Origin of the sequence: Phaeovulum sp. (genome assembly GCF_030684035.1) — a bacterium.
Taxonomy (GTDB): domain Bacteria; phylum Pseudomonadota; class Alphaproteobacteria; order Rhodobacterales; family Rhodobacteraceae; genus UBA6213.
In genome coordinates, this window is sequence record NZ_JAUXPI010000002.1 from 1 (window position 1) to 22,326 (window position 22,326).

General features: G+C 66.1%; 23 protein-coding genes and 1 tRNA gene. 7 read left to right on the top strand and 17 right to left on the bottom strand.

The annotated features are described in order from the left end of the window. Positions 1 to 956 (bottom strand): alcohol dehydrogenase catalytic domain-containing protein (locus tag Q8J98_RS00095; RefSeq protein ID WP_305292407.1); only part of this gene is annotated, 956 nt, incomplete at its 3' end. 73 nt (positions 957 to 1,029) lie between these two features. Between Q8J98_RS00095 and Q8J98_RS00100 the strand changes: the two genes are divergently transcribed. The 3 genes from Q8J98_RS00100 (at position 1,030) to Q8J98_RS00110 (ending at position 2,260) form a co-directional block, all read left to right on the top strand. Further along, the gene (locus Q8J98_RS00100) at positions 1,030 to 1,386 is read left to right on the top strand and encodes a hypothetical protein (protein WP_305292408.1); all 357 of its coding nucleotides are present in this window, start codon (positions 1,030 to 1,032) and stop codon (positions 1,384 to 1,386) included. A 4-nt stretch (positions 1,387 to 1,390) separates the two neighbouring features. Beyond that, on the top strand, positions 1,391 to 1,678 hold the full coding sequence (locus Q8J98_RS00105) for an I78 family peptidase inhibitor (protein ID WP_305292410.1): 288 nt from the start codon (positions 1,391 to 1,393) through the stop codon (positions 1,676 to 1,678). A gap of 240 nt (positions 1,679 to 1,918) precedes the next feature. Next, positions 1,919 to 2,260 carry a DUF2794 domain-containing protein gene (locus tag Q8J98_RS00110; RefSeq protein ID WP_305292411.1) on the top strand — a complete coding sequence of 114 codons (342 nt, stop codon included), beginning with the start codon at positions 1,919 to 1,921 and terminating at the stop codon, positions 2,258 to 2,260. On the opposite strand, the gene Q8J98_RS00115 is transcribed toward Q8J98_RS00110, so the two are convergent. The 3 genes from Q8J98_RS00115 to Q8J98_RS00125 all read right to left on the bottom strand — a co-directional run bounded on the left by Q8J98_RS00115 (position 2,257) and on the right by Q8J98_RS00125 (position 4,915). After that, a complete protein-coding gene (locus Q8J98_RS00115) occupies positions 2,257 to 3,084 on the bottom strand; it encodes a C40 family peptidase (RefSeq protein WP_305292412.1) in 828 nt (275 codons plus the stop codon). The genes Q8J98_RS00110 and Q8J98_RS00115 overlap by 4 nt on opposite strands. Further along, positions 3,081 to 4,466 (bottom strand): M17 family metallopeptidase, encoded by a 1,386-nt coding sequence (locus Q8J98_RS00120; protein ID WP_305292414.1) that lies wholly within the window; start codon positions 4,464 to 4,466, stop codon positions 3,081 to 3,083. The genes Q8J98_RS00115 and Q8J98_RS00120 overlap by 4 nt, the downstream gene beginning before the upstream one ends. 68 nt (positions 4,467 to 4,534) lie before the next feature. Next, positions 4,535 to 4,915 (bottom strand): hypothetical protein, encoded by a 381-nt coding sequence (locus tag Q8J98_RS00125; RefSeq protein WP_305292416.1) that lies wholly within the window; start codon positions 4,913 to 4,915, stop codon positions 4,535 to 4,537. A 147-nt stretch (positions 4,916 to 5,062) separates the two neighbouring features. Here Q8J98_RS00125 and Q8J98_RS00130 point away from each other — a divergent pair, with 147 nt between their 5' ends. Continuing rightward, positions 5,063 to 5,710, top strand: coding sequence for a carbonic anhydrase (locus Q8J98_RS00130; protein ID WP_305184506.1), 648 nt, complete (start codon positions 5,063 to 5,065; stop codon positions 5,708 to 5,710). Positions 5,711 to 5,758: 48 nt separating this feature from the next. Continuing rightward, positions 5,759 to 6,184, top strand: a complete 426-nt coding sequence (locus Q8J98_RS00135; RefSeq protein ID WP_305292418.1) for a CopG family transcriptional regulator — start codon at positions 5,759 to 5,761, stop codon at positions 6,182 to 6,184. An 83-nt stretch (positions 6,185 to 6,267) separates the two neighbouring features. Here Q8J98_RS00135 and Q8J98_RS00140 read toward each other — a convergent pair whose 3' ends face one another. From Q8J98_RS00140 to Q8J98_RS00170, 7 genes are all read right to left on the bottom strand, one after another. Further along, entirely contained in the window at positions 6,268 to 7,896 is a 1,629-nt protein-coding gene (locus tag Q8J98_RS00140) for a DUF4139 domain-containing protein (RefSeq protein WP_305184371.1), read from the bottom strand. A gap of 183 nt (positions 7,897 to 8,079) precedes the next feature. Beyond that, positions 8,080 to 9,102, bottom strand: a complete 1,023-nt coding sequence (locus tag Q8J98_RS00145; RefSeq protein WP_305292421.1) for an aspartate-semialdehyde dehydrogenase — start codon at positions 9,100 to 9,102, stop codon at positions 8,080 to 8,082. A 70-nt stretch (positions 9,103 to 9,172) separates the two neighbouring features. Continuing rightward, on the bottom strand, positions 9,173 to 9,790 hold the full coding sequence (locus Q8J98_RS00150) for a glycosyltransferase family 29 protein (protein WP_305292423.1): 618 nt from the start codon (positions 9,788 to 9,790) through the stop codon (positions 9,173 to 9,175). Further along, a complete protein-coding gene (locus Q8J98_RS00155) occupies positions 9,787 to 10,833 on the bottom strand; it encodes a glycosyltransferase family 4 protein (RefSeq protein ID WP_305292425.1) in 1,047 nt (348 codons plus the stop codon). The genes Q8J98_RS00150 and Q8J98_RS00155 overlap by 4 nt, the downstream gene beginning before the upstream one ends. Before the next feature lie 9 nt (positions 10,834 to 10,842). After that, positions 10,843 to 12,033 (bottom strand): MFS transporter, encoded by a 1,191-nt coding sequence (locus tag Q8J98_RS00160; protein WP_305292427.1) that lies wholly within the window; start codon positions 12,031 to 12,033, stop codon positions 10,843 to 10,845. 91 nt (positions 12,034 to 12,124) lie between these two features. Continuing rightward, positions 12,125 to 12,201, bottom strand: a tRNA-Pro gene (locus Q8J98_RS00165). A gap of 56 nt (positions 12,202 to 12,257) precedes the next feature. After that, positions 12,258 to 13,226, bottom strand: a complete 969-nt coding sequence (locus Q8J98_RS00170) for a DMT family transporter (protein ID WP_305292429.1) — start codon at positions 13,224 to 13,226, stop codon at positions 12,258 to 12,260. Between the two features lie 127 nt (positions 13,227 to 13,353). Between Q8J98_RS00170 and Q8J98_RS00175 the strand changes: the two genes are divergently transcribed. Then, complete coding sequence (locus Q8J98_RS00175; protein WP_305292432.1) at positions 13,354 to 14,898, top strand: Na/Pi cotransporter family protein; 1,545 nt, start codon at positions 13,354 to 13,356, stop codon at positions 14,896 to 14,898. Positions 14,899 to 14,943: 45 nt separating this feature from the next. On the opposite strand, the gene leuB is transcribed toward Q8J98_RS00175, so the two are convergent. Together leuB and Q8J98_RS00185 are read right to left on the bottom strand one after the other, a co-directional pair. Continuing rightward, positions 14,944 to 16,053 carry a 3-isopropylmalate dehydrogenase gene (gene leuB / locus Q8J98_RS00180; RefSeq protein ID WP_305292434.1) on the bottom strand — a complete coding sequence of 370 codons (1,110 nt, stop codon included), beginning with the start codon at positions 16,051 to 16,053 and terminating at the stop codon, positions 14,944 to 14,946. 33 nt (positions 16,054 to 16,086) lie between these two features. Then, positions 16,087 to 16,995, bottom strand: coding sequence for a LysR family transcriptional regulator (locus Q8J98_RS00185; RefSeq protein ID WP_305292436.1), 909 nt, complete (start codon positions 16,993 to 16,995; stop codon positions 16,087 to 16,089). A 40-nt stretch (positions 16,996 to 17,035) separates the two neighbouring features. On the opposite strand from Q8J98_RS00185, the gene Q8J98_RS00190 reads away from it, so the two are divergent. Continuing rightward, entirely contained in the window at positions 17,036 to 17,968 is a 933-nt protein-coding gene (locus Q8J98_RS00190; protein WP_305292438.1) for an epimerase, read from the top strand. Positions 17,969 to 18,008: 40 nt separating this feature from the next. Here the strand turns inward: Q8J98_RS00190 and Q8J98_RS00195 are convergent, their stop codons facing one another. The 4 genes from Q8J98_RS00195 to leuC form a co-directional block, all read right to left on the bottom strand. Continuing rightward, entirely contained in the window at positions 18,009 to 19,109 is a 1,101-nt protein-coding gene (locus tag Q8J98_RS00195) for an endonuclease/exonuclease/phosphatase family protein (protein ID WP_305292440.1), read from the bottom strand. Further along, a complete protein-coding gene (locus Q8J98_RS00200; RefSeq protein WP_305184384.1) occupies positions 19,106 to 19,939 on the bottom strand; it encodes a hypothetical protein in 834 nt (277 codons plus the stop codon). Before Q8J98_RS00200 ends, Q8J98_RS00195 begins: the two co-directional genes overlap by 4 nt. Positions 19,940 to 20,207: 268 nt before the next feature. Next, positions 20,208 to 20,813 (bottom strand): 3-isopropylmalate dehydratase small subunit, encoded by a 606-nt coding sequence (gene leuD, locus Q8J98_RS00205; RefSeq protein WP_305292442.1) that lies wholly within the window; start codon positions 20,811 to 20,813, stop codon positions 20,208 to 20,210. Further along, a complete protein-coding gene (leuC, locus tag Q8J98_RS00210; protein WP_305292444.1) occupies positions 20,813 to 22,222 on the bottom strand; it encodes a 3-isopropylmalate dehydratase large subunit in 1,410 nt (469 codons plus the stop codon). The genes leuD and leuC overlap by 1 nt, the downstream gene beginning before the upstream one ends. Positions 22,223 to 22,326: the final 104 nt, after the last annotated feature.

The window sequence follows — 22,326 nt, forward strand, 5'->3', positions numbered from 1 at the left end:
GCGGTGCCTTTCCAGACCCGCCCGGTCACAAGCTGGAATGGCCGCGTCTGAATCTCCGCCCCCGCCGGGGCCACCCCGATCACCACCGAAACCCCCCAGCCCCGATGCGTGCATTCCAGCGCTTGCCGCATCACGGTCACATTGCCGGTGCAGTCGAACGAATAATCCGCGCCGCCGATCTGGTCGAGCGGGGTCTTGGTGAGGTTCACGATTTCCGCCACCACATCGCCCACCGCGCGCGGGTTGATGAAATGGGTCATCCCGAAGCGCTCGCCCCAGGCCCGCTTGGCGGGGTTCAGGTCAACCCCGATGATCATGTCGGCACCCGCCAGCCGCAGCCCCTGAATGACGTTGAGCCCGATCCCGCCGAGCCCGAACACCACCGCCTTGGCGCCGATTTCCACCTTGGCGGTGTTGATCACCGCCCCCACCCCGGTCGTGACCCCGCAGCCGATGTAGCAGGCCTTGTCAAAGGGCGCGTCATCCCGGATTTTCGCCAGCGCGATCTCGGGCATCACCGTGTGGTTGGCGAAGGTCGAGCAGCCCATGTAATGCAAGATCGGCGTGCCGTTCAGCATCGAAAACCGGGTAGTGCCGTCGGGCATCAACCCCTTGCCCTGCGTCGCGCGGATCGCGGTGCAAAGGTTGGTCTTGCGCGAAAGGCACGAGGGGCATTCGCGGCACTCGGGCGTGTAAAGCGGTATCACGTGGTCGCCCGGCTTCAGGCTGGTGACACCCGGCCCGCATTCCAGCACCACCCCCGCGCCCTCATGCCCCAGAATCACCGGAAAGGCCCCCTCGGGGTCGGCACCCGAAAGGGTGAATTCGTCGGTGTGGCAGATGCCGGTGGCCTTGATTTCCACCAGAACCTCACCCGCGCGCGGGCCTTCCAGGTTCACCTCCATCACTTGCAGCGGTTTTCCGGGCGCAAGCGCTACAGCAGCACGGGTTCTCATCGGCACAACCTCCCCCTATATTGGGCAAGCTTGGGCGAAAGCTGATGGGCGTGCAATATCGGGGTTGGTTCGGATGACGCGAAAAATGCTTTTTGCTGCGCTGCTGGTTCTTGCGGGTTGCGTTGCGGCACCCGAGGTGCCGCCGATGGCGCTCTCCAGCGAGCCGGTGACGGTTACGCCGCTGGCCGGGGCGATCGCGGCACCCACCATTGCGGCACCGGGGCTTGAGGCGAAGGAGCCCGATCTTTGCCACGCCATCGACTATGTGCCCTACCTGAGCAAACCCGGCGCGGTGATCGAAACGCTAGGTATCACCCGGCCCTATCGGGTGGTGACGTGGCGAGGCATTGAACCGCAGGAATATGTCGCTGGCCGGATCGTGTTCCGGCTTGATGCGGCGGGCAATATCTTCAACATTGATTGTGGGTGAAAACATGGACATGCGAAGGACCACGCTTGCACTGCTGATGGCTCTGGCGCTTGCCGCCCAGCCGGGGCTTGCGCTGACGCCGCCGCTTCCCGGCAGCGACCCCGACCCCTGCAACAGCGCCGCGTTCTTGCATCTGATCGGGCAGCCCGAATCGGCGCTGAAGGCGGAAACCATCCCGGACCCGTGGCGGCTGATCCGCTTTGGCGAGTTTGTGACGCAGGATTACAGCGAATCCCGGCTCAACGTGCAGCTTGACGTCGAAGGGCGGATCGAGCGTCTAAGCTGCGGCTGAGGCCCGCGAAACGCGAAGGCCCCGCCGTTTCGGGCGGGGTCTTGCGGGCGGAAGGTCGCCCCGGCGGTGCGAACTGGGTGGGGGCTGTTTGCACACCGCCGGGGTTTAGCGTTTTCCGCTGCCCTTGTTTTGCCCCCTGATCGCGGCAAACGCGCGCTGATGGCGTGAAAACCGCAGGGTCTTTTTGTGGCATAATTGCGGCGCTTGCCTGATGCCGCCGGGTTGTGCCAGCATGTCGGCATGACGCTGCAACCGCCGATCCCCTTGCAGGCCGCGCTGCCCGAACTTGTGGCCTTTGGCCGCGCCGAACTGGGGCCGATCCTGCAGCTTTATGGGCGGATGGTTGCGGCGGGCGAATGGCGCGATTACGCGCTGGTATTCATGCCCGAGGTCGCGGTGTTTTCGGTGTTCCGCAGGGCCAGCGAAAGCCCGCTCTACCGTATTGAAAAGCGCCCGCGCCAGCGGGCGAGGCAGGGGCAGTACGCGGTGTTCGGTGCCGCGGGGCAGGTGATGAGGCGGGGAGAAGATCTGGCGGCGGTGCTGCGCGTGCTGGAACGCAAGCTGATCCGGGCGGTAGGTTAAAGCCGCTTCAGTGCCTGCAACGGCCCATCGCTGGCGGCAATGCGCGCAAGGCATGGGGTGATGCCCTCATAGGCAACGCTCATGCTTGCACCGTTGGCGTGAATCAGCACGGCATCGGAAACCGCCATTGCCACATGCCCCGGCCAGAACAGCAAATCGCCCCGGCGCGGCGGCGTTCCCTTGGCCAGCAGGGTGCCAACCGCGTCGCATTGCTGGTCGCTGTCGGCGGGGCAGGGCAAGCCACAGGCGGACAACGCCGCCTGCACGAGGCCCGAACAGTCGATTCCGGCGCGGCTGTTGCCGCCCCAGAGGTAGGGGGTGCCCAGAAGGCTCTCGGCCACTGCGACCGGGTCTTGCGCCCAGTCGCCGATTTCCCGCAGATGCATGCGCGGAATGAAACCGCCATCGGCGGTTTCGGCAAACTTGCCGGTCTCTCCCACCACCCGAACCCGCGCCCCAAGCGAAAGTGCCGCGGTTTCGCGCTGTTTCACCTGCGGTTCCGGGTAAAGGTGGCTTGCGGGCGCAGCCACCCAATGCGTCGGCTCCTGTGGTTGCGCCAGCGCCGCCTCGGCCACCCAGCCGCAATAGCCATCGGCCGCTGCCTGCATGAAAGCGGCCCCATCGCGCCGCTCGAACACGTTCAGCGCCGCACCCAGCAGCAACTGCCGCTCGCGTTTGCCAAAGGGGCTGGCGCAAAGATCGGCCAGCGGCACCCCAAGCCGCGCCCCGGAACCCTCGGTGAAGCTTTCCGCTTCGACTTTCCCGCGCAGCGACACATGCGCGACGCGGCCCGAAAACGGCAGGGTGCGGCGGTCGCCGGTCATAGCCCGAAAACCTCGGGCAGGGCATCCAGAATGGCGCGCGCCCCCTGTCCCACCGCTCCTTTCGGGCGGGCGGGGGCGGCAACCGGCTGCCAGCCGTAAATATCGAAATGCACGAATCGCGGTGTGGCGGTGACGAACCGGCGCAAAAACAGCGCCGCCGTGACCGAGCCTGCCATGCCGCCCGAAGGTGCATTGTCGAGGTCGGCAATGCCGGGTTCGATCTGGCCCTCATAGGGGGTCCAGAACGGCATCCGCCAGAGCGGATCGGCCACTCTCGACGACGCTCTGGAAAGCGCTGCGGCAAGCGGTTCGTCGTCGGTGTAGAAGGGCGGCACATCCGGCCCCAGCGCAACCCGGGCGGCACCGGTCAGCGTTGCCATGCACAGCAGCAGGTCCGGGGCCTCTTCATCGGCCAGTGCGAGCGCATCGGCCAGCACCAGCCGCCCCTCGGCATCGGTGTTGTTGACCTCGACGGTCAGGCCCTTGCGACTGGTCAGAATATCCTGCGGCCGAAAGGCATTGCCGGAAACCGCGTTTTCAACTGCAGGCACCAGCACCCGCAGCCGGATCGGCAGGCCGAGCGCCATGATCATTTCGGCCAGCCCCATCACCGTTGCGGCCCCGCCCATGTCCTTTTTCATCAGCCCCATACCGGCGGCCGGCTTCAGGTCAAGCCCGCCGGTATCAAAGCACACGCCTTTGCCGACCAGCGTCAGGCGCGGCCCGGCACTGCCCCAGCGCAAGTCCAGAAGGCGCGGCGCGCGTGGGCTGGCACGGCCCACCGCGTGAATCATCGGCAGACCTCCGGTCAGCAGCGCCTCGCCCGCCACCACGCTTGTGCTGGCACCGTGGCGCGCCGCAAGCGCGGTGAAGGCCGCCTCCAGTTCGTCCGGGCCCATGTCCGACGCCGGGGTGTTGATCAGATCCCGGGTCAGTGCCTCGCCCGCAGCAATCGCTTCCAGCCGCGCGGCATTCACACCGGCTGGGCATTTCAGCGTGGCTTTGGGCGGCGTTGCGGCCTTGTAGCGGCCAAAGCGGTAGCCCGAAAGCAGCCAGCCAAGCGCTGCCTCCTCGGCTTCCTGCAGCGCAAGCGCGCCGTCAAGGTGCCAGGCACCGGCGGGCAGCGCCTCGGCGGCGGTGGCGAGGTGAAAGCGCCCGCGCGCCCGCGCCGCCGGGGTGCCAAGGCCAAAAAGCGCGCCCTGCACCGCGCCAGCCGCATCGGGCAGCACGCAGCACTGGCCGAGTTTGGCGGCAAAGCCCTGCGCCTCGGCCCAACGGCGGGCGGCATCGGGCAACCGCGCGAGGGCTTCGGCCAACCCTGCTTCGGGCACCAGGGTCAGCGGCAGCGAGGGGCCTGCGGGATCGGCAAAGTGAAGCGGCATATCGGGTATCCTTGATCGGTCGCCGCCAACCTACCGCCCTCTGCGCCCCCCGCAAGGGGCATCGAGGGCTAAAGGCTGAGGTCCTGCATATCCCAGACCGCAGTCAGCGAGCGGTCGCCGATGCGCACCAGACGCGCCAGCGTGGCGGCAAGTGCTGCGCCATCACTGCGCCGCGCCGCATCCGCGACATCGCCCGCAACCCGCGCCAGCGACGCCATGCCGATCTGTGTTGCCAGGCCGCCAAGCCGACTGGCTGCTTCCACCACCGCGCCGAGCGCGCCGCCGCATGCTGCCTGTTGCAGCGCCGCAAGCAGCAGGGCCAGCTCTTCGATCGCGCGGCACATCACCGCCTCGGCCCCGGTCTCGCCCAGTTCGGCGTAAAGCGCCACCACCCGGTCAGGGTCGAGCCGAACGCCTTCCTGATGGTGCAAAACGGATATCACCGCCACCCCGCCACCCTCCGATAAGGCCCCCAAGCCCAGGCCGAACCTGCGCCGGGGGCGTCAAGAAAAGGTTGCGGGCTGGCGGAAAAACCGCTCGAATTTTCGGCGCTTGCGAGCTATTGGCGGTAACGCAGCTGAGGAGATGCCCCGATGATGGACCATGTGCGGCCGCTGCCCTCGTATCTTGTGCAGCGCTTTCACGGCTGGCGGGCCACCACCTATGCGGAAAATGGTGCCTGGTATCGCCGCCTGGCCGAAGATGGCCAACGCCCGCGCGCCATGGTGATTTCGTGCTGCGACAGCCGCGTGCATGTGACCTCGATCTTCGGTGCTGATCAGGGTGAGTTCTTCATTCACCGCAACATTGCAAACCTCGTGCCGCCCTATGCGCCCGATGGCGACCACCACGGCACCTCGGCGGCGGTCGAATATGCGGTGACCACGCTCAAGGTCGCGCATCTGATCGTGCTAGGCCATTCGCAATGCGGCGGCGTGCTGGGCTGCCACGCGATGTGCACCGGGAAGGCCCCGGAACTGGAGCGGGAAACCTCGTTTGTCGGCAAATGGCTTGGCATCCTGCGCCCGGGATTCGAGCGCGTGGCCGGGGTGCCGGAGGCCGAGCGGATCACCGCGCTGGAACGCGAGTCGGTGATCATCAGCCTGGAAAACCTGATGACATTCCCATTCGTGAAAACCGCGCTTGCGGGCGGGCAGATGACCCTGCACGGGCTCTGGACCGATATCGGCGAAGGCAGGCTTTTGCAATATGATGCCGCCGCCCGAGGTTTCGTGCCGCTCTGAGCCGGAAGTTTTAACCACGGTTTAAGGGCTGGCTGCCAAGCTTGCGGCATGACCCAGCACCGGCTCGTCTCGCTCCGCCTGCCCGACAACGTGATTGACGCGCTTGATCGTGCGGCGCGGATGCAGGGGCGCAGCCCTGCCGATGTCGTGCGTGCGTTGCTGGAAGCTGCGCTGTCGGCCGCGCCACTGCCCGAGCGTATGAGAGGCGGCAGTCTTGCGCTGGTGCTGGCGGCACTTGGCGCGGCGCGCGGCTGGCTCGATCTGCAAACCCGGCTGCGCATGGCGGGCTTCGTGTTGCGCCTTTCAGAGGCGGGTGTGCTGACGCTCAATTCCTGGCCCGCCAACCGCGCCCTGATGCCGATCGAGGCGCTGGGGACCAGCCTGCCCGCGCTTTGCATCCGTTTTCGCGCGCCCTTCCCGGGTGCGGTGCCCGCGCGCGCCACCTCCACGCGGCCCACAGGCAAGGTCGCCTGAGTGCTGCGGCAAGGCTAAGCGGCGGGGCAGTGCGCCCGCCGCTTCAAGTTCATCCCGCAGCGGGCCTTGCGCTGGCCGCTACCCTAGCGCAGCACCTGATCGATTGGCCAACTGATTGTGGATTCGAGCCGGATCGTCTGGGTTTTCCCCGGTGCCAGGGTCGATTGCCACGCCAGCACACCGCGCTTGCCGTCAAGATCGGTGAAGGTCGCGGCGGGGGTGGCCTTGTAGGTTATCACCAGATCTTCCTGTTCCGAATAGGGCACCCGGTCGAGCACGCGCAGCGCCCAGGCCTCTTCGGTCAGGTTCTCGATCGTCAGCACCGCGGTTTCGTTCTGCTGATTGGTCTTGGAGATCAGACCCCGGTCGCCTTCGGTCTTGGTGGGAACGGTGCGGGTCAGCACGAGCCCGTCGATCGGGCCAAATCCCAGCCGCAGGTCGGCCCCGGCGGCGGTCAGCGGCAGGTTGGCAAGCCCGACCATCGCGCCATCGAGGTATAGCGTCGCCTCGCCCGGCAGCAGCACCTGGCCGCTGTCGTTCAGCGCCTTGGCGACAAGAAAGGCGGTTTCGTCAAGCAGCGGCACCGCCTCGGCGACCACCTCGGGGGCAAGCGTCAGCGTATCAAGCCTGAGCCGCAGCGCATCGACCCCGTCGCGGATATCGACCGGCGCGCCATAGCGGTAGGTCACCGTGGCCCCCATCATCTCCAGCGCGGCGGTTTCGACCACCGGCGAAGGTTCCTCGGCGTAGCTATCGAAAAGCCCTTTCGCTTCAAAACGCGGGGCCGACAGTGCAACCATCGGCGGCTCTGGCGGGCCAATGCGGCGCAGCCAGGCGTTGACCCGCGAGGGTTCGGACTGGTCCGAGGGCCGCGCGGTGGAAAGCACAAGGTCAACCCCGCGCCAGTCCTCGCCCGAGTATTGCGACACCAGCACCCCACGCTCCAGCGACAGCGAGGGCTTGGCAGCGCCAACCCGGGTCAGCCGCAAATCGTAAACCGGTTGCCAGTTGGCGGCATCGGTAAAGGTGGTGATCTCGACCGTGCCGGTGCCGCTGGTGCCGATCTCGACCGCCGCCACCAGTGCCGCAAAGTCCTCGCCGCTGTCGGTCAGTGCGGCAAGCGCCTGGCGGGCGTCGTCCAATGCATCGAGGTCGGCAATGGCGGCGCGCTCGGCTTCCATCGCCTCCTGATCGGCGGCAAAGGCGGCCTGCGAGGCGGCAAGCACCTCTTCGGCAACCATCCGTGACAGCGCGCGCAGGTCTTCGGCGGTGCTGCCTTCGCCCTGACCAAGCTTCGACAGGAAGGCGACCTGCCGGTTGGCGGCATCGACCCTGAGCCGGATCGCGGCAATCGCCGCCTCGTTGTCGCGCACCACGCCTTCAAGCCGTTCGACCTCGGCTTCAGCGGCGGCAATCGCCGGGTCTGGGGTGGTCTCGGTCACTGGCAGGCGGTCATATTGCAGGTTCACCGCGCCAATCGATATGCCCTCCCCGGCCACCCGCAGGCTGCCCGAATCGGTATCGAGCGGCAGATCGGGTACGATCAGCTCATGCACGCCGGCGGGTGCCGAAAGCTCGACGATGCGCACCACGCTCGCCCCCCAGGGGTAAAGCGTTACCCGCGCCACCCGCGATGATGTGATGAGCGTGTCGGCGAAAAGTGCGGTGGGGGCTGTGGTGCAAAGAACAAGGGCAAGGGTCAGGCTGCGCATGCGGCTCTCCTGTGAAAAAACACAGGCGAATTGTCCGCTTGCGCGCGCGATAGCACAAGCCCCTTGCCCGCTTGCGGCAGATTGCCGCGCCTGGAACCCGCGGGAAACTGCTGCCCGGAACCAAAAAGGCCGTGCCGTTTCCCGGCAAGGCCTCTTCGGGTGGTGGTGTCGCTTCGGCCCGGATCAGCCCTTTTTCAGGCAGCGGTTGCCCAGCACTTCAGCAATCTGCACCGCGTTGAGCGCGGCACCCTTGCGCAGGTTGTCGCTCACGACCCAGATGTTCAGGCCGTTCTCGACCGTGCTGTCCTGGCGAATGCGCGAAACATAGGTGGCATAGTCACCGACGCATTCGACCGGGGTGATGTAGCCGCCGTTCTCGCGCTTGTCGATCACCAGCACTCCCGGCGCTTCGCGCAGAATGTCCTGCGCTTCCTGCCAGTCGAGGAATTCCTCGAACTCGATGTTGATCGCCTCGGAATGGCCGACGAACACCGGCACCCGCACGCAGGTCGCGGTGACCTTGATCGACTTGTCGAGAATTTTCTTCGTCTCGGCGACCATCTTCCATTCTTCCTTGGTCGAGCCGTCATCAAGGAACACGTCGATATGGGGAATGACGTTGAAGGCGATCTGCTTGGTGAACTTCTTCGGCGCGACCTCCTGGCCCGGCACATAGATGCCCTTGGTCTGGTCCCACAACTCGTCGACGCCGGCTTTGCCCGCGCCGGAGACCGACTGGTAGGTGGAGACCACCACGCGCTTGATGCGGGCGCGGTCATGCAACGGCTTCAGCGCAACCACCATTTGCGCGGTGGAACAGTTGGGGTTGGCGATGATGTTGCGCTTCTTGTAAAGCTCGACCGCCTCGGGGTTCACCTCCGGCACCACAAGCGGAATGTCGTGGTCGTAGCGGTAGAGCGAAGAGTTGTCGATGACCACACAGCCCGAGGCGGCAGCGCGCGGCGCATAGATCTTGGTCGCCTCGCCGCCGATCGAGAAAAAGGCGATATCCCAACCGGTGAAATCGAAAGTGTCGAGGTCCTTGGTCTTCAGGGTCTTGTTGCCAAAGCTGACTTCGGTGCCGAGCGAGCGGCGCGACGCGAGCGCCACGATCTCGTCCACCGGAAACTCACGCTCGGCGAGGATGTTCAGCATTTCGCGGCCCACGTTCCCCGTGGCACCGGCAACAACGATCCTGTAGCCCATGAGGCATCTCCTGAAGAAAGAACGTCGCTGCGTTAGCCCAAAGGTGTGCGCGCGAAAAGCGGTTTCTGTTTTATTCGGCGCGGGTGATGCGCGAATCCCGCGCCATCAGCGCTGCAACAAAGGCAGCTTCGGCGGCAAAGTCGTGCGGCACCTGCCCGGCGCTGCGGTGCCCTGAAAGCGACAGCGAGGCGAAGAAGTCAAAGCCGAAAAGGCTGAGGCTTTTCATCCGCGAGCGGGCCAGAAGCTCGATCAGCATGAGGCCGGTGGTCGGCGGTGCGTCGATTTCGGCGGCAAGGCGGGCATAATCGGGCAGCGGGTGCAGGTAGAAGCCGGGGCTCAGCGCCACCGCATGGCTCAGCCGCTTGCGCTTCGGGCTCATCCAGAGCTTGTGCGCGCCTGCCAGCCGGTCCCGGTCAGCGGCGGGCAAACCGGTTGCCAGCGCCAGCCAATCGGTGCGGCTGCCGTGCGAGGCGGGGGCGGGCATCGGTGCACGGTTGATGCGAATGACGATATCGGCGGCGTCGATTGCAGCGCCATGGGTGGTTGTGGCAAGGGCGCGGGCGTTGCCCACCAACGCCACGGTCCTGCCGCGCAAATCCTCGAGCAACGCCGCTTGCGGCACCGACAGCGCCATCAGCGGTGCCTCGCGGCGCAGCGTGCGGGCGAGAAGGAAGGCGAGCGGGGTCACTGCGCGCGCTCCAGCAGGCTGCGGTAGATCGCAACCAGCGCCTCGGCCTCGGTCGCAATCGCGTGGGCGTTCAGCACATGCGCCCGCGCCGCCTCGCGCGCCCGCATTATTCGGTCGGGTGCATCGATCCAGCCGCGGATCGCCTCGGTCAGCGCATCGGCATCGCCGGGGGCCACAAGCGAGCCGGTGACCCCCTCGACGATCAGCGATTCAAAGGCACCGACGCGCGTGGCAACCACCGGAACGCCGCAAGCCATGGCTTCAAGCGGGGTCAGGCCAAAGCCTTCCCAGCGGGCTGGGGCAATGAAGAGATCGAGTGTCTGATAGTGCCGCACCAGATCCGACCACGGCAATTCGCCCAGAAACCGCACCCTTTCGGCAAGCCCGGCGGCCGCAAGCCGCGCCGCCAGATCGGCGTGAAAGGCGTGGTTGTCGGGGGTGATGCGGCCAGTAAGGATGATCTGCACATTTGGCCGCGCAGGCAACAGCCGCAGCGCCGCTTCGATGAGCAGATCGACACCCTTTTGCGCGCGGATGCGGCCAAAGCAGCCGAGCAGGACTGCATCTTCCGGCCAGCCGATCGCGCGGCGAAGCCCCGCGCGATCGGGCTCGGGGGTAAACACTGCGGTATCGACGCCGTGCATCACCACCCTTGCCGGGCGCTCCAGATACCCGGCGGCGGCTGGCGAGGTCGTCACAAGTGCCTCCTGCTGGCGGATCAGCCAGCGGGTGAAGCTGCGGTGGTGACGCTGCGCCGCCGAGGTGAACATCAGCCTGAGCTTGCGCCGAAACACCCGGCGAAGCACCAGACCCAGCACCATTTCGGTGTTGCGCCGCGCATGCCAGACCCGCCAGCGGTCGCGCGGCAGCCACGGCAACCGCCAGAGCGCGATATGCGGCAGATCCGCAGGCAGCCCCGGCCCGGTGGCGGCAATGCCGATCATCCGCGCCTGCACCGGCACCAGCCGCACGATGGTAGCCGTCACGCCGGAAAGGCGGCGCTTGAGGTTCGGGGCGATAACGTCGATTTCGGCGGGGTTCATGACGCTGTTCTAATGCGTCGCCTCGCCCCTGTCGCGGGCGAAGAGGTAAATCAGCAACCCGCCGACCAGCGGCACGAGAAAGAACAGGAACAGCGCCGAAAACGCCTGCGTTTCGGTGCCGCGCGCCGCGGCCGCCTCGTAGACCGGGCGCGAGGCGAATTGCAGAATGCCGACCCCGCCGATGGAAAAGAGGTTGAGCAGCGTCACCCCCCGCCCGACCAAATGCGCGGGAAAAAAGCTGCGACCATGCGCCATGATCGCCGGGAAGGTGGCACCAAAGAACCCCGCCCCCGCCATCAACGCCGTCGCCTGCCAAAGCCCCGCATCGGGGGCAAGCCAGAGCGTGGCAAGAATCGCCGCCAGAACAGCGTTGCCGCCAAACACCACCCGCTTGTGGCTGCCGAATAGCCTGTCGGCGGGGCCATAGAGAAAATTGCCCGCGACCATCGCCAGCCCCATTACCAGCGTTGCCTTGCCGATTGCCGCAGTGTCGGCACCGTAGATTTGCGTCAGGTATGGCCCCGCCCAGACGCCGCGCAGCCCCGCTGCGGCGACGTAATTGACCGCCATCAGCGGCAAGATCGCCCAAAGACCGGGAATGCGCAGCAGACCCAGCACCGATCCGCTTGCTCCGGGCGCACGCTCGGCGCGGGCGGGGTCGCGGGTAAAGCGCCAGATCGCGGCAGCGACCAGCGCGGTGATTGCCGCCAGCCCCCAGAGCGTCTGCCGCCATCCGGCTGCCCCGATCACCCATGCGAGCGGGGTGGAACCCGCAAGATTGCCAAGGCTGCCCACCCCGATCATTGCCCCCGCCAGCGTGCCGAACACGGCAGGCGCATACATCCGCGCGAAGATGTAATAGCCGCCCATCAGCACCGGCGCGCAGCCGATGCCGATCAGGAGCATCGCCAGATGTACGCCCCATGGTCCGGTTGCCAGCGCGAAAACCGCCGCGCCGCCGCCGCCGCCAAGCAACAGCAGCACCGAAACCGTGCGCCGCGGCCCGATCCGGTCAAGCGCCGCGCCGACCGGCAGTTGCATCAGCGCGAACCCCGCGTACCAAAGCCCCAGCGACACCGCGAGATCGCCGGGCACCGCGCCGATCTCGGTGCCAAGCGTCGGTGCCAGCACCGCAAGGCAGGCGCGGTAGAACTGGCTGAGCACATAGCCCGCCACCAGAAACGCGATACCAACCTTCATGCCGGAAACTCCCCTGATCGGGCCGGACTCTGCGCATTGCAGCGGCGAGCGCAAGCCGCCATCAGGGTCGCATCGACAATGGGCGGGAATTTGGTCGGAGCGAGAGGATTTGAACCTCCGACCCCCTGCTCCCGAAGCAGGTGCGCTACCAGGCTGCGCTACGCTCCGACACTGTGGCGCGGGGTTTAGAGGCTCGCGCGGTGCTTTGCAAGGGGGGAAAGCCGCTAGCGCTCGCCGCGCGCGCCGGGGTTCAGCAGGCGTTGCAGAATCGAGCCGCGCGGTGTTGTCACCGTTTCCGCCCGGCCCTGGCTTTGCAGCACCGGGGTGTTTTCCGAGTTCCCCGCGCGGCTTTCGCGCAGCACGATGTAAAGCCCCGAGGCAATGATGATCGCGGCACCGATCAGCGTATAGGTATCGACGCTTTCGCCGAACAGGAACCAGCCATAGCCGATTGCCCAAAGCATCTGCGAATACTGCATCGGTGCCACGATCACCGCCTCGCCAAGCCGGTAGGCAAGAATCGAGAGGTACGAGGCGGTAAGGCCAAAAAGCGCGATCACCGCCATCAGCCCAAGTTCGGTGATGGTCATCGGCTGATAGACAAAGGGCAGCGCGGCACCGGTAAACAGAAAGTTCGCGGTCATCGGGTAGATCATCAGCACCAGCGGCCGCTCCTGATTGCCGATCTTGCGCACGATCACCGTGGCGAATGCGCCGCAAACCGCCGCCGTCAGTGCCGCAAGGTGGCCCATGCTCAGCGGCACCGCGCCGGGGCGCAGCACCACCAGCACCCCGACCAGCCCCACCACCACCGCCGCCCAGCGCCTGAGCCGCACCCGCTCGCCCAGAATCGGTATCGCCATCACGGTAATCAGCAATGGCGATGCGAACAGAATCGAATAGGTCTGTGCCAAAGGCAGATGCGAAAAGGCGTAAAAAGCCGCGATGCCGGTGATCAGCGTCATCACCGTGCGCATCGCCACCCAACGCGGGTTGTTGGGCCGAAGGCTGCCGCCGGCACGGTCGCGCAGCAAGATCAGCGTCACCATCGGAAAACTGATGAGCGAGGCGAAAAAGATGATCTGGAACGGCGAAAACCCGCGCCCCAGCATCTTTACCACCACGTCATGCGTGGCGAATATGCCAAGCGCCAGAAGTGCGAGCAGCGCGCCCTTGAAATTGTTGTTGACCATCGCCCTGCTGCCCTGTTCGCGCTAACCAACAATCGCAGATTTGCCGCGCCGCCTCAATGCCCCCCGGCACCACCCTTGCGGGTGTTTCTCGCATGCCCGATGATCGGCCCCGGCGGGGGGCAAAGCAATGCAGGGGGTGGCGCAGTTTCTGGGCGGGGTCGGGCTCTTCCTTTTTGGCATGGGGTTGATGACTACCGCGTTGCGCGAACTCGCGGCAGGTCGGCTGCGCCACCTTCTAGCGCGCTTCACCGAAACGCCGCTGGCCGGGGTGGCAACGGGTGCCGTGGCAACGGCGGTTGTGCAATCCTCCTCGGCGGTCACGGTCATGACCATCGGCTTTGTCGGTGCCGGGCTGGTCGGCTTCAGCCAGTCGCTCGGCGTGCTTTATGGTGCCAATATCGGCACCACAATCACCGGCTGGGTGGTGGTGCTGGTTGGCTTCAAGCTGCAACTCGGGCTGGCAGCGCTGCCGCTGGTCTTCGTGGCAAGCCTGATGGGCCTCCTCGGGCGGGGCCGGGTGGAGCGCGCGGGGCGGCTTTTGGCTGGCTTTGCGCTGCTGTTCATCGGGCTGGAAATGATGCAGGCCGCGATGGCCGGGCTGGATGGTCGGATCCTGCCCGGTTTGCTTGCGGGCGGCGGCTGGCTTGCGCGGCTGCAGCTGGCGGCGCTGGGGATAGTGCTGACGCTGTTGATGCAGTCTTCCTCGGCTGGGGTGGCGCTGGCGCTGGTGCTTCTGGGCTCGGGTGCGCTCGGCTTTGCCGAGGCGGCGGCGCTGGTGGTGGGGATGAATGTCGGCACCACTTTCACCGGGCTGCTGGCAGCGCTCGGCGGCGGACGGGCGATGCGGATGACGGCGCTGGCCAACTTTCTGTTCAATCTCGCCACTGCGGCACTTGCCTTTCCGCTCATTGGTCTGGTCACCCCGCTGCTGCATGCCAGCCCGCTTGGCAGCGATGACCCGACCGCGCTTGTGCTCTTTCACACCGGCTTCAACCTGTTTGGCACGCTGGTGTTTCTGCCGCTGACCGGGCCTTTCGCCGCGCTGGTCGAGCGGTTGGTGCCGATGCGGCGGGCGGCGCTTGCCGAGCCGCTCGACCTGCGGCTTCTGGCCGATGAGGGCGCGGCGATGGATGCAGTTCAGGCGGTAGCCGATGCGGTGGCGCGCACGATAAGCACCGCGCTTGCCGATGCGCTTGGGCCAAGGCGCGACCTGCGGCGGCTTGTGGTGCTTGACAGCCGGGTGCGGCCCGCGCTGGCAGAGCTTGAAGCCTATCTGGTGCAGATCAACCTGCCAGCGGAGCGGACGCAGGCACGCGAACGCTTTGCGGCGCTGCTGCACCAGATCGACCACCTGACCCGGCTGCTTGCCCGCTGCCATGAGGGCGAGCGGATCAGCGAGCTTGCGGACGATGCCCGGCTTACCCGCCCGGCGCGGCTTTTGTCCCTGGTGTTGCAGTGCGATCTGCCGGTTGCGCGGCTGGCCCGGCTGACCACCCTCGTCGATGCGCGGGCGCGGCGGCATCGCCGCGCCGCGCTTTTGCGCGAGCCGGATTGGCGGGTAGCGCCAGGCGAGTTGCTGCGGCGCACCGATGCGATGCGCTGGCTGGAGCGGGTCTATGACCATATCGAGCGGATCGCGCATTACCGCGCCGCCGCAAAGCAGAAAAGCTGAAGGCCCGCCGGTCGGGCGGGCCTTTGCCGTGGTCCTGTATTTGACCTAAAGGCTCGCGTCCAGCGCTGCCACCACCGCATCGCCCATTTCGGCGGTGGAAACCGGTTTGCCGCCCTCGGGGCCCATCAGGTCGGCGGTGCGCAGACCATCGGCCAGCACCTTCTCCACCGCCTTTTCCAGCCGCTCGGCCTCGGTGCCAAGATCGAAGGAATAGCGCAGCGCCATCGCAAAGCTGAGGATGGTCGCGATCGGGTTGGCCTTGCCCTGCCCGGCAATGTCTGGTGCCGAGCCATGCACCGGCTCGTAAAGCGCTTTCGGCCGCCCGTTCGCCATTGGCGCTCCAAGGCTGGCCGAGGGCAGCATGCCAAGCGAGCCGGTCAGCATTGCTGCGCAATCGGACAAGAGGTCACCAAAGAGGTTGTCGGTCACGATCACGTCGAACTGCTTCGGCCAGCGCACAAGCTGCATCGCGCCGGCGTCGGCATACATGTGGGAAAGCGCCACATCGGGGTATTCGTGATCGTGCACCCACTGCACTTCCTCACGCCACAGAATGCCCGATTCCATGACGTTTGCCTTTTCCATCGAGCAGACCTTGCCCGACCGTTTGCGCGCCAGCTCGAACGCCGAGCGCGCCACCCGGCGGATTTCATTGGTGGTGTAGCGCTGGGTGTTGATGCCCACGCGCCCGCCCTCGTTATCGGGGAATATCCCGCGCGGTTCGCCAAAATAGACGCCGCTGGTCAACTCGCGCACAATCATGATGTCGAGCCCCGCGACGATCTCGCGTTTCAGCGAGGAAAAATCGGCGAGTGCGTCAAAGCACTGCGCCGGGCGCAGGTTGGAAAACAGGTCCATCTCCTTGCGCAGCCGCAACAGCCCGCGCTCGGGCTTCACGCTGAAGTCGAGATTGTCGTATTTTGGCCCGCCCACGGCACCCAGAAGCACCGCATCGACCGCCTGCGCCTTGGCCATCGTGTCGTCATGCAGCGGCGTGCCGTATTTGTCATAGGCGCAGCCGCCGACGAGGTCTTCCGACACATCGAACTTTACCCCGCCGCGTGTGCCGTACCAGCCGATGATCTTTTTCACTTCGGCCATGACCTCGGGGCCGATGCCGTCGCCGGCGAGAATGAGAAGTGAAGGGTTCGCCATGAAACGCTCCTTTATAGCGGGGTTGCGAGCGGCCTAGCGGCTGGCGCGGGCGGGGTCAAGCGGGGCGCGAAAACCCTCGGCCAGCGCCTCCAGTACCAGCCGCACCCTTGGGTTGGCACGCAACCTTTCCGCCACCGTCAGCCAGACCGGCATTGGCGGCAACGCGATAAAATCCGCGATGCGTTCCAGTGCCGGGTCGGCATCGCCAATGCCTGTCTGCATGCCGCCGACCCCGCAACCCGCGCGCACCAGATTCCAGTACACCAGCTGGTCGTCACAGCGGGTGGCAAAGAAGTTGCGACCGACATTCACCCCCAGCCCCGCCATCAAGCGCAAGATCATGTCGGAGCGGTCGAACCCCACCCAGTCAAGTCGCAGCAGCGCGTCCATGTTTTCCGGCCGCCCGGCGCGGTCGAGGTAGCTTCTTGCGGCGAACAACCCCATTGGCAGATCTGCCACATGCCGCGCGGCGACCTCTGGTTCGGTCGGGCGATACATCCGCACCGCAATGTCGGCCTCGCCGAACATCAGGTTTTCGGTGGTGTCCGTCGCAGTCAGCTCGATCTCGATTTCCGGGTGCGCATGCCGCAGCCGGGCGAGGATCGGCGGGATGAGGTGGTGCGAAACGATCCGGCTGGCGGTAATGCGCACCACCCCGCCAAGCCCTGCGCCCTGCGCCGCAGCAGTCAGCGCCAGCCGCTCCGCCGCCTCGCGCATGGCGCGGGCATGGGGAACAAGGGCGCGCGCGGCCTCGGTCGGGCGCAACCCGTCGGCGGCGCGGGTGAAAAGCGGCTGGCCAAGACCTGCCTCCAGCGCCCGGATGTGGCGGCCAAGCGTCGGTTGACTGGTTCCGAGCGCGCGGGCCGCAGCAGAAAGCGAGCCTGCATCGGCCACCGCCAGCAGGCTGCGCAACAGGGCCCAATCCGGGGTTGAGCTATTCATGCAGAAATGAGTAGCAGATGCGCAGTTTCGGGCAATGGAAATGCGGCGCAGCAGCTCCGATCTTGGCTGGCAAGTGGCGGAGGTGGCGATGGTCGGCAAAACGGTATTGGTGCTGGGCGCGGGCGGAAATTTCGGCGGCGCGGCGGCGGCGGCGCTTGCGGCGGCGGGCTGGCAGGTTTCGCGCTACGCGCGCGGCACCGACATGGGCCTTGCGGCGCGGGGCGCAAGCCTTATCGTCAACGGCCTAAACCCGCCGAATTATCACGCTTGGGCGCGGCTTATACCCGAAATCACCGCTTCGGTGCTGGCGGCGGGAAGGGCAAGCGGGGCCTCGATTCTTGTGCCGGGCAATGTCTATGTGTTCGGCACTGAGCCTGGCCCCTGGGGAGCCGCCACGCCGCACCGCCCGGTGGCGCGCAAGGGGCAAGTGCGTGCCGAGATGGAGGCGCGCTACCACGAGGCGGCGGGGCGCGGCCAGAAGGTGGTGATCCTTCGCGCGGGCGATTTCGTGGCGGCAGGCAACGCTGGAACGATATTGAATATGGTGATGCTCAAAGCCATCGCCAGGGGCCGGGTTACCGCGCTTGGCGCGCCCGAGGTGCCGCATGCCTGGGCCGACCTTTCCGACCTCGGGCGGGCCACGGTGGCGCTGGCCGAGCAATTGCCCGCGCTACCCGCCTTCAATGACATCGGTTTTGCCGGGCTGACATTTTCGCCCGCTGATCTCGCCGCCGAGGCGGCCCGCCAGCTAAGCCGCCCGGTCGCGCTCAAACGATTTCCGTGGTGGGCGCTGCGGCTCGCGGCACCGGTCTGGGAACTTGGACGCGAACTTTTGGAAATGCGCTACCTTTACGAGACGCCGCACAGCATTGATGGTGGCGATTTCGCCCACCTGTTGCCCGGTTTTTCGTCCAAGACACTGCCGCAGGTGGTGGCGGAGCATTTGGCGGCGCGGGGGCTCCAGGGGCGATAAGCCCCACCTGCGGCGAAGGTTCCGCGCTTTCGCCCCGGCATCAGGGGAAATCAATATCGACCCAAACCAGCCGGTGGCGCGAGGCGGCCTCGGCGGTTTCGGCCAGCGGCTCGCCCTGCGCAGGCCAGACCACGCCCGAGCCGCTCACCTTCGCCGCCGCCCAGGGCAGCACATAATCGACCCGGCGGTTGCCCAGATCGCCGGTTTCCGGCCAATCCACGGTATCGCGCGCCGGATCGCCGGCCTGTGTCGCATTCGGCCCGCCCTGCGCTACGGCAGCGGCCACCCCGCCCGCGCTGGCCGGGGCGGGATCTTGCAGCGACGGATGGGCCAACAGCGCCCGCAGCGCCCCTGGCCTCCCCTCGCCATCGACCGGGTCAAGGTTCGCGTCCCCCATCAGTACCAGCGGCGCGGAGGGCGGCTGCTGCGGCAACGCGCCTTCAAGGTAGCGCAGCCAGAACGCCGCTTCGTCGTGGTTGCGCCGCCCGTTCAGGTCTTCCGGCCCGTCAAACACCGGCGGCGTGGCCATGAACGCCAGAACATGCAGGGTGCCGCCGCCCGGCAGCCGCAGCGGCACGTCCCAATGCCCCATGCTGGAAAGCCGCAGCGCCGCCTCGATTTCGGGCGAGAGCCCCGCGCCGGACAGCAGCGAGTCGGGCAGATCGCGCCACAGAAAGCCGCTGAAATCGCGCGCCTCGCCCGCCAGGATCGGCAGGCGGCTCAGCAGCGCCATGCCGCCCTCGCCGGTGAATCTGCCGTAGCCCTGCGCATCGCGTGCGCCACCAAGCCGACCGTCGCCATCGAGGTCAAACCCTGTCGCCATGCCCGCATTCGGGCGCGGCGCATAGAGGTAGCCGTAGCCCGCCCCCTTCGCCGCAAGCGCCGCCTCAAGTGCACGCAGCGCCAAGAGGTCATGGTCCCAGTCGATGCCGGTCAAAAGCAGAACGTCGGGCGAAGTGGCGGCGATGATCGCGACCACAGCCGCCGCCTGCGCCGATGATCCGCGCCGAAGATCCTGCAGCAGCAGCCCAGGGCCAGCACGGCTGAGATCGGCGTTGAAGGTGGCAAACCGCAGCGTTTCGGCCTCTGCGGGCAGCGCCAGCAGGGCTGCCGCAAGACCGGCAGCCCAAAGCCGGTTCATGCCGGTGCCAGCACGTCTTCGGCGCGGGTGTTGAGCTGCCGTCGCGCCTCGATCATTTCGGCTACGCGGCCCATCGCGATACCGCGCATGAACAGGCTGGCGGGAAGGAAAGCCCAGGCAATGACGGTCCAGATCAAAGTCTGTGGTGAATCCAGCGTCACCGGCGAAAATACACTGGCGGCGGCCTTGACCGCAGCGGGCACAAGGAACGGCAGCAGAAAGCCGAGCGCCACATTAAGCCGCGCATCACGGCGCAGCCGCGCAACAACATCCCCCCCCGCGGTGGGGTCGAAAGTCGGCAGGTTGACCCAGACATTGAAGCCGCCCGCGCTGTGCGGCCAACCCATCGTGCGCAGGATCAGAACGAAATACCCAAGCGAGGTCAGCGAGATGACATAGGAAAGGCCGGCTGCCGAACGCACCTGTTGCAGGTGTTCCGGGCTGCTGCCTTCGGGCAGCATCAGCACCAGCAAGCGGACCGGCGAGAACGGAAAATCGATCGAGCGCGTCACCGCCGCGCCGGTCACCTCGACCAACCGGCTGAGAGCGGTGGGGTCGGTGCTGCTGCGAACCAGTGTTGAAAGCAGGAACACGCTGGCCAGAAGTGCCACATAGCGGATGCGGTTGAAGGGTGGCGCATCGCGGAACTCGACAAGGCCGGGATAGACCGAGGCATATTCGAAAAACGTCAGCAAGGCACCGAACAGCGCGATCAGCGCGGCGATCTGCCTGGTGTCTGGCCCCATTCCGGGCAGCATCAGCGCCGGGGTCGCAATGACCAACGCCACCAGAATGGCACGCACCAGTGCGCCTGTCAGCCGAGAGACCACTGCCCCAACCCTTTGCCTTGCACGGAGCCGATACGATGCCGGACCCCTTGTGCCGTTTCTTTTCCGCCAATTGTGGCGGTCTGCCTCATTCTCGCCATGAAAATGCCCGTTTTGCTTTGCTGTGGCAACATCTTGTTAACTATGGCGTTTCCAATGGGGCTTTTTCACGAAGGAACTGGTGCGGCTTTGCATCAAATTTGGCTCAAGAAAAAGGCCGCCTTGATCGTTTCCGGTCAGGCGGCCCAAGATGTTGTGGATAAACGGGTTTTCAGACCCAGGGTCGCGATTGCGCCGCAGTGGCCTCAAAGCTGTCGATGGCGCGCACTTTTTCCAGCGTCAGGCCGATATCGTCGAGCCCGTTGAGCAGGCAGTGCTTCTTGAAGGCATCGACCTCGAAGGGAAACACCTGCCCGTCGGAACTGGCCACCGTCTGCGCGGCAAGGTCAACGGTCATGCGGGCGTTGGCACCCTTGCGGGCGTCTTCCATCAGCACGGCAACCGCCTCGCGGGGCAGCACGATCGGCAGGATGCCGTTCTTGAAGCAGTTGTTGAAGAAGATGTCGGCAAAGCTGGTGGAGATCACTGCCCGGATGCCGAAATCCAGAAGCGCCCATGGCGCATGTTCGCGCGAGGAACCGCAGCCGAAGTTGTCGCCCGCAACGAGGATCTCGGTCTTGCGATAGGCAGGCTGGTTGAGCACGAAGCCGGGTATCTCGGCCCCGTCCTGGGTATAGCGCATTTCGTCGAACAGGTTCTTGCCCAGCCCGGTGCGGGCGATGGTTTTGAGAAACTGCTTGGGAATGATCATGTCGGTGTCGATGTTGACGAGCGGCATGGGGGCCGCGATGCCGGTGAGGGTGGTGAATTTCTGCATCACATCATCTCCCTTACATCCGTCAGCCGCCCGGTGATCGCCGCCGCGGCCGCCATTGCGGGGGAAAGCAGGTGGGTGCGCCCGCCCCGGCCTTGGCGGCCTTCGAAGTTGCGGTTGCTGGTTGCCGCGCAGCGTTCGCCGGGGGCAAGCTGGTCGGGGTTCATCGCCAGGCACATCGAGCAGCCTGCCAGCCGCCATTCCATGCCCGCGTCGATGAAAATCTGCGCCAGCCCCTCTTCCTCGGCCTGCGCGCGCACCAGGCCGGAGCCCGGCACCACCATGGCGCGCATCCCCTCCTTGATCTTCCTGCCCTTGAGAATCGCGGCGGCGGCGCGCAGGTCTTCGATGCGGCCGTTGGTGCAGGAGCCGATGAATACGGTATCGATCTTGATGTCGGTCAGCTTCATCCCCGGCGTCAGGCCCATGTAATCAAGGCTGCGCTGCGCCGCCTCGACCTTGCCGCCGGAAAAGTCGGAAGGCGCGGGCACCACGCCGGTGATCGGCAGCACGTCTTCGGGGCTGGTGCCCCAGGTCACGACCGGGGCGATGTCTTCGCCTTTCAGCGTCACCACCTTGTCGAAATGTGCGCCGGGGTCGGTTTTCAGGGTTTTCCACCAGTTGAGCGCGGCTTCCCACTGGGCACCTTTCGGCGCATGCGGGCGGCCCATGACATAGGCAAAGGTCTTCTCATCGGGGGCAATCAGCCCGGCGCGCGCGCCGCCCTCGATCGCCATGTTGCAGACCGTCATGCGGCCTTCCATCGAAAGGTCTTCAATGGCAGTGCCGCAGTATTCGATCACATGGCCGGTGCCGCCCGCGGTGCCGGTCGCGCCGATCACGCTGAGCGTGATGTCTTTCGCGGTGACGCCGGGGCTGAGGTGGCCGGTGATTTCCACCTTCATGTTGCGCGATTTCTTCTGGATCAGCGTCTGCGTGGCCAGAACATGCTCAACCTCCGAGGTGCCGATGCCATGGGCGAGCGCGCCGAAGGCACCGTGGGTGGCGGTGTGGCTGTCGCCGCAGACCACGGTCATGCCCGGCAGGGTCCAGCCCTGTTCGGGGCCGACGATATGGACGATACCCTGGCGCACATCGGAAACCGGGTAATAGACCACGCCGAAATCGCGGGCGTTCCGATCAAGCGCGTCAACCTGAATGCGGCTTTCCTCGTTGGCGATCACCCCCGAAACGCGGTCAAGCGTGGTCGGCACGTTGTGATCTGGCACGGCGATGGTCTTTTCGGGCGCGCGCACCTTGCGACCGGCAAGGCGCAGCCCTTCGAAGGCTTGCGGGCTTGTGACTTCGTGGACGAGGTGGCGGTCGATATAAAGCAGGCAGGTGCCGTCGTCCGAGGTGGAAACGACATGGGCATCCCAGATCTTGTCATAGAGGGTTTTCGGGCCGGTCATGGCAAACTCGCTAGCTGGCGGAATGGGGAAACGGGCGGCATGGGCTGGGCCGCGGCCGCCGATCAGGCGCGCGCGGGTATCGCTCGGCTTTCGCCGAAAAACCG

Bases quoted from the DNA above. Each gene is read 5' to 3' on its own strand.
- Q8J98_RS00100 (WP_305292408.1), top strand. From the start codon at position 1,030: ATGACGCGAAAAATGCTTTTTGCTGCGCTGCTGGTTCTTGCGGGTTGC.
- Q8J98_RS00190 (WP_305292438.1), top strand. From the start codon at position 17,036: ATGCGGCGCAGCAGCTCCGATCTTGGCTGGCAAGTGGCGGAGGTGGCG.
- Q8J98_RS00185 (WP_305292436.1), bottom strand. From the start codon at position 16,995: ATGAATAGCTCAACCCCGGATTGGGCCCTGTTGCGCAGCCTGCTGGCG.
- Q8J98_RS00105 (WP_305292410.1), top strand. From the start codon at position 1,391: ATGGACATGCGAAGGACCACGCTTGCACTGCTGATGGCTCTGGCGCTT.
- Q8J98_RS00195 (WP_305292440.1), bottom strand. From the start codon at position 19,109: ATGAACCGGCTTTGGGCTGCCGGTCTTGCGGCAGCCCTGCTGGCGCTG.
- Q8J98_RS00145 (WP_305292421.1), bottom strand. From the start codon at position 9,102: ATGGGCTACAGGATCGTTGTTGCCGGTGCCACGGGGAACGTGGGCCGC.
- Q8J98_RS00160 (WP_305292427.1), bottom strand. From the start codon at position 12,033: ATGAAGGTTGGTATCGCGTTTCTGGTGGCGGGCTATGTGCTCAGCCAG.
- Q8J98_RS00155 (WP_305292425.1), bottom strand. From the start codon at position 10,833: ATGAACCCCGCCGAAATCGACGTTATCGCCCCGAACCTCAAGCGCCGC.
- Q8J98_RS00115 (WP_305292412.1), bottom strand. From the start codon at position 3,084: ATGACCGGCGACCGCCGCACCCTGCCGTTTTCGGGCCGCGTCGCGCAT.
- Q8J98_RS00120 (WP_305292414.1), bottom strand. From the start codon at position 4,466: ATGCCGCTTCACTTTGCCGATCCCGCAGGCCCCTCGCTGCCGCTGACC.
- leuB (WP_305292434.1), bottom strand. From the start codon at position 16,053: ATGGCGAACCCTTCACTTCTCATTCTCGCCGGCGACGGCATCGGCCCC.
- Q8J98_RS00135 (WP_305292418.1), top strand. From the start codon at position 5,759: ATGACCCAGCACCGGCTCGTCTCGCTCCGCCTGCCCGACAACGTGATT.
- Q8J98_RS00110 (WP_305292411.1), top strand. From the start codon at position 1,919: ATGACGCTGCAACCGCCGATCCCCTTGCAGGCCGCGCTGCCCGAACTT.
- leuC (WP_305292444.1), bottom strand. From the start codon at position 22,222: ATGACCGGCCCGAAAACCCTCTATGACAAGATCTGGGATGCCCATGTC.
- Q8J98_RS00130 (WP_305184506.1), top strand. From the start codon at position 5,063: ATGGACCATGTGCGGCCGCTGCCCTCGTATCTTGTGCAGCGCTTTCAC.
- Q8J98_RS00170 (WP_305292429.1), bottom strand. From the start codon at position 13,226: ATGGTCAACAACAATTTCAAGGGCGCGCTGCTCGCACTTCTGGCGCTT.
- Q8J98_RS00175 (WP_305292432.1), top strand. From the start codon at position 13,354: ATGCAGGGGGTGGCGCAGTTTCTGGGCGGGGTCGGGCTCTTCCTTTTT.
- Q8J98_RS00140 (WP_305184371.1), bottom strand. From the start codon at position 7,896: ATGCGCAGCCTGACCCTTGCCCTTGTTCTTTGCACCACAGCCCCCACC.
- leuD (WP_305292442.1), bottom strand. From the start codon at position 20,813: ATGCAGAAATTCACCACCCTCACCGGCATCGCGGCCCCCATGCCGCTC.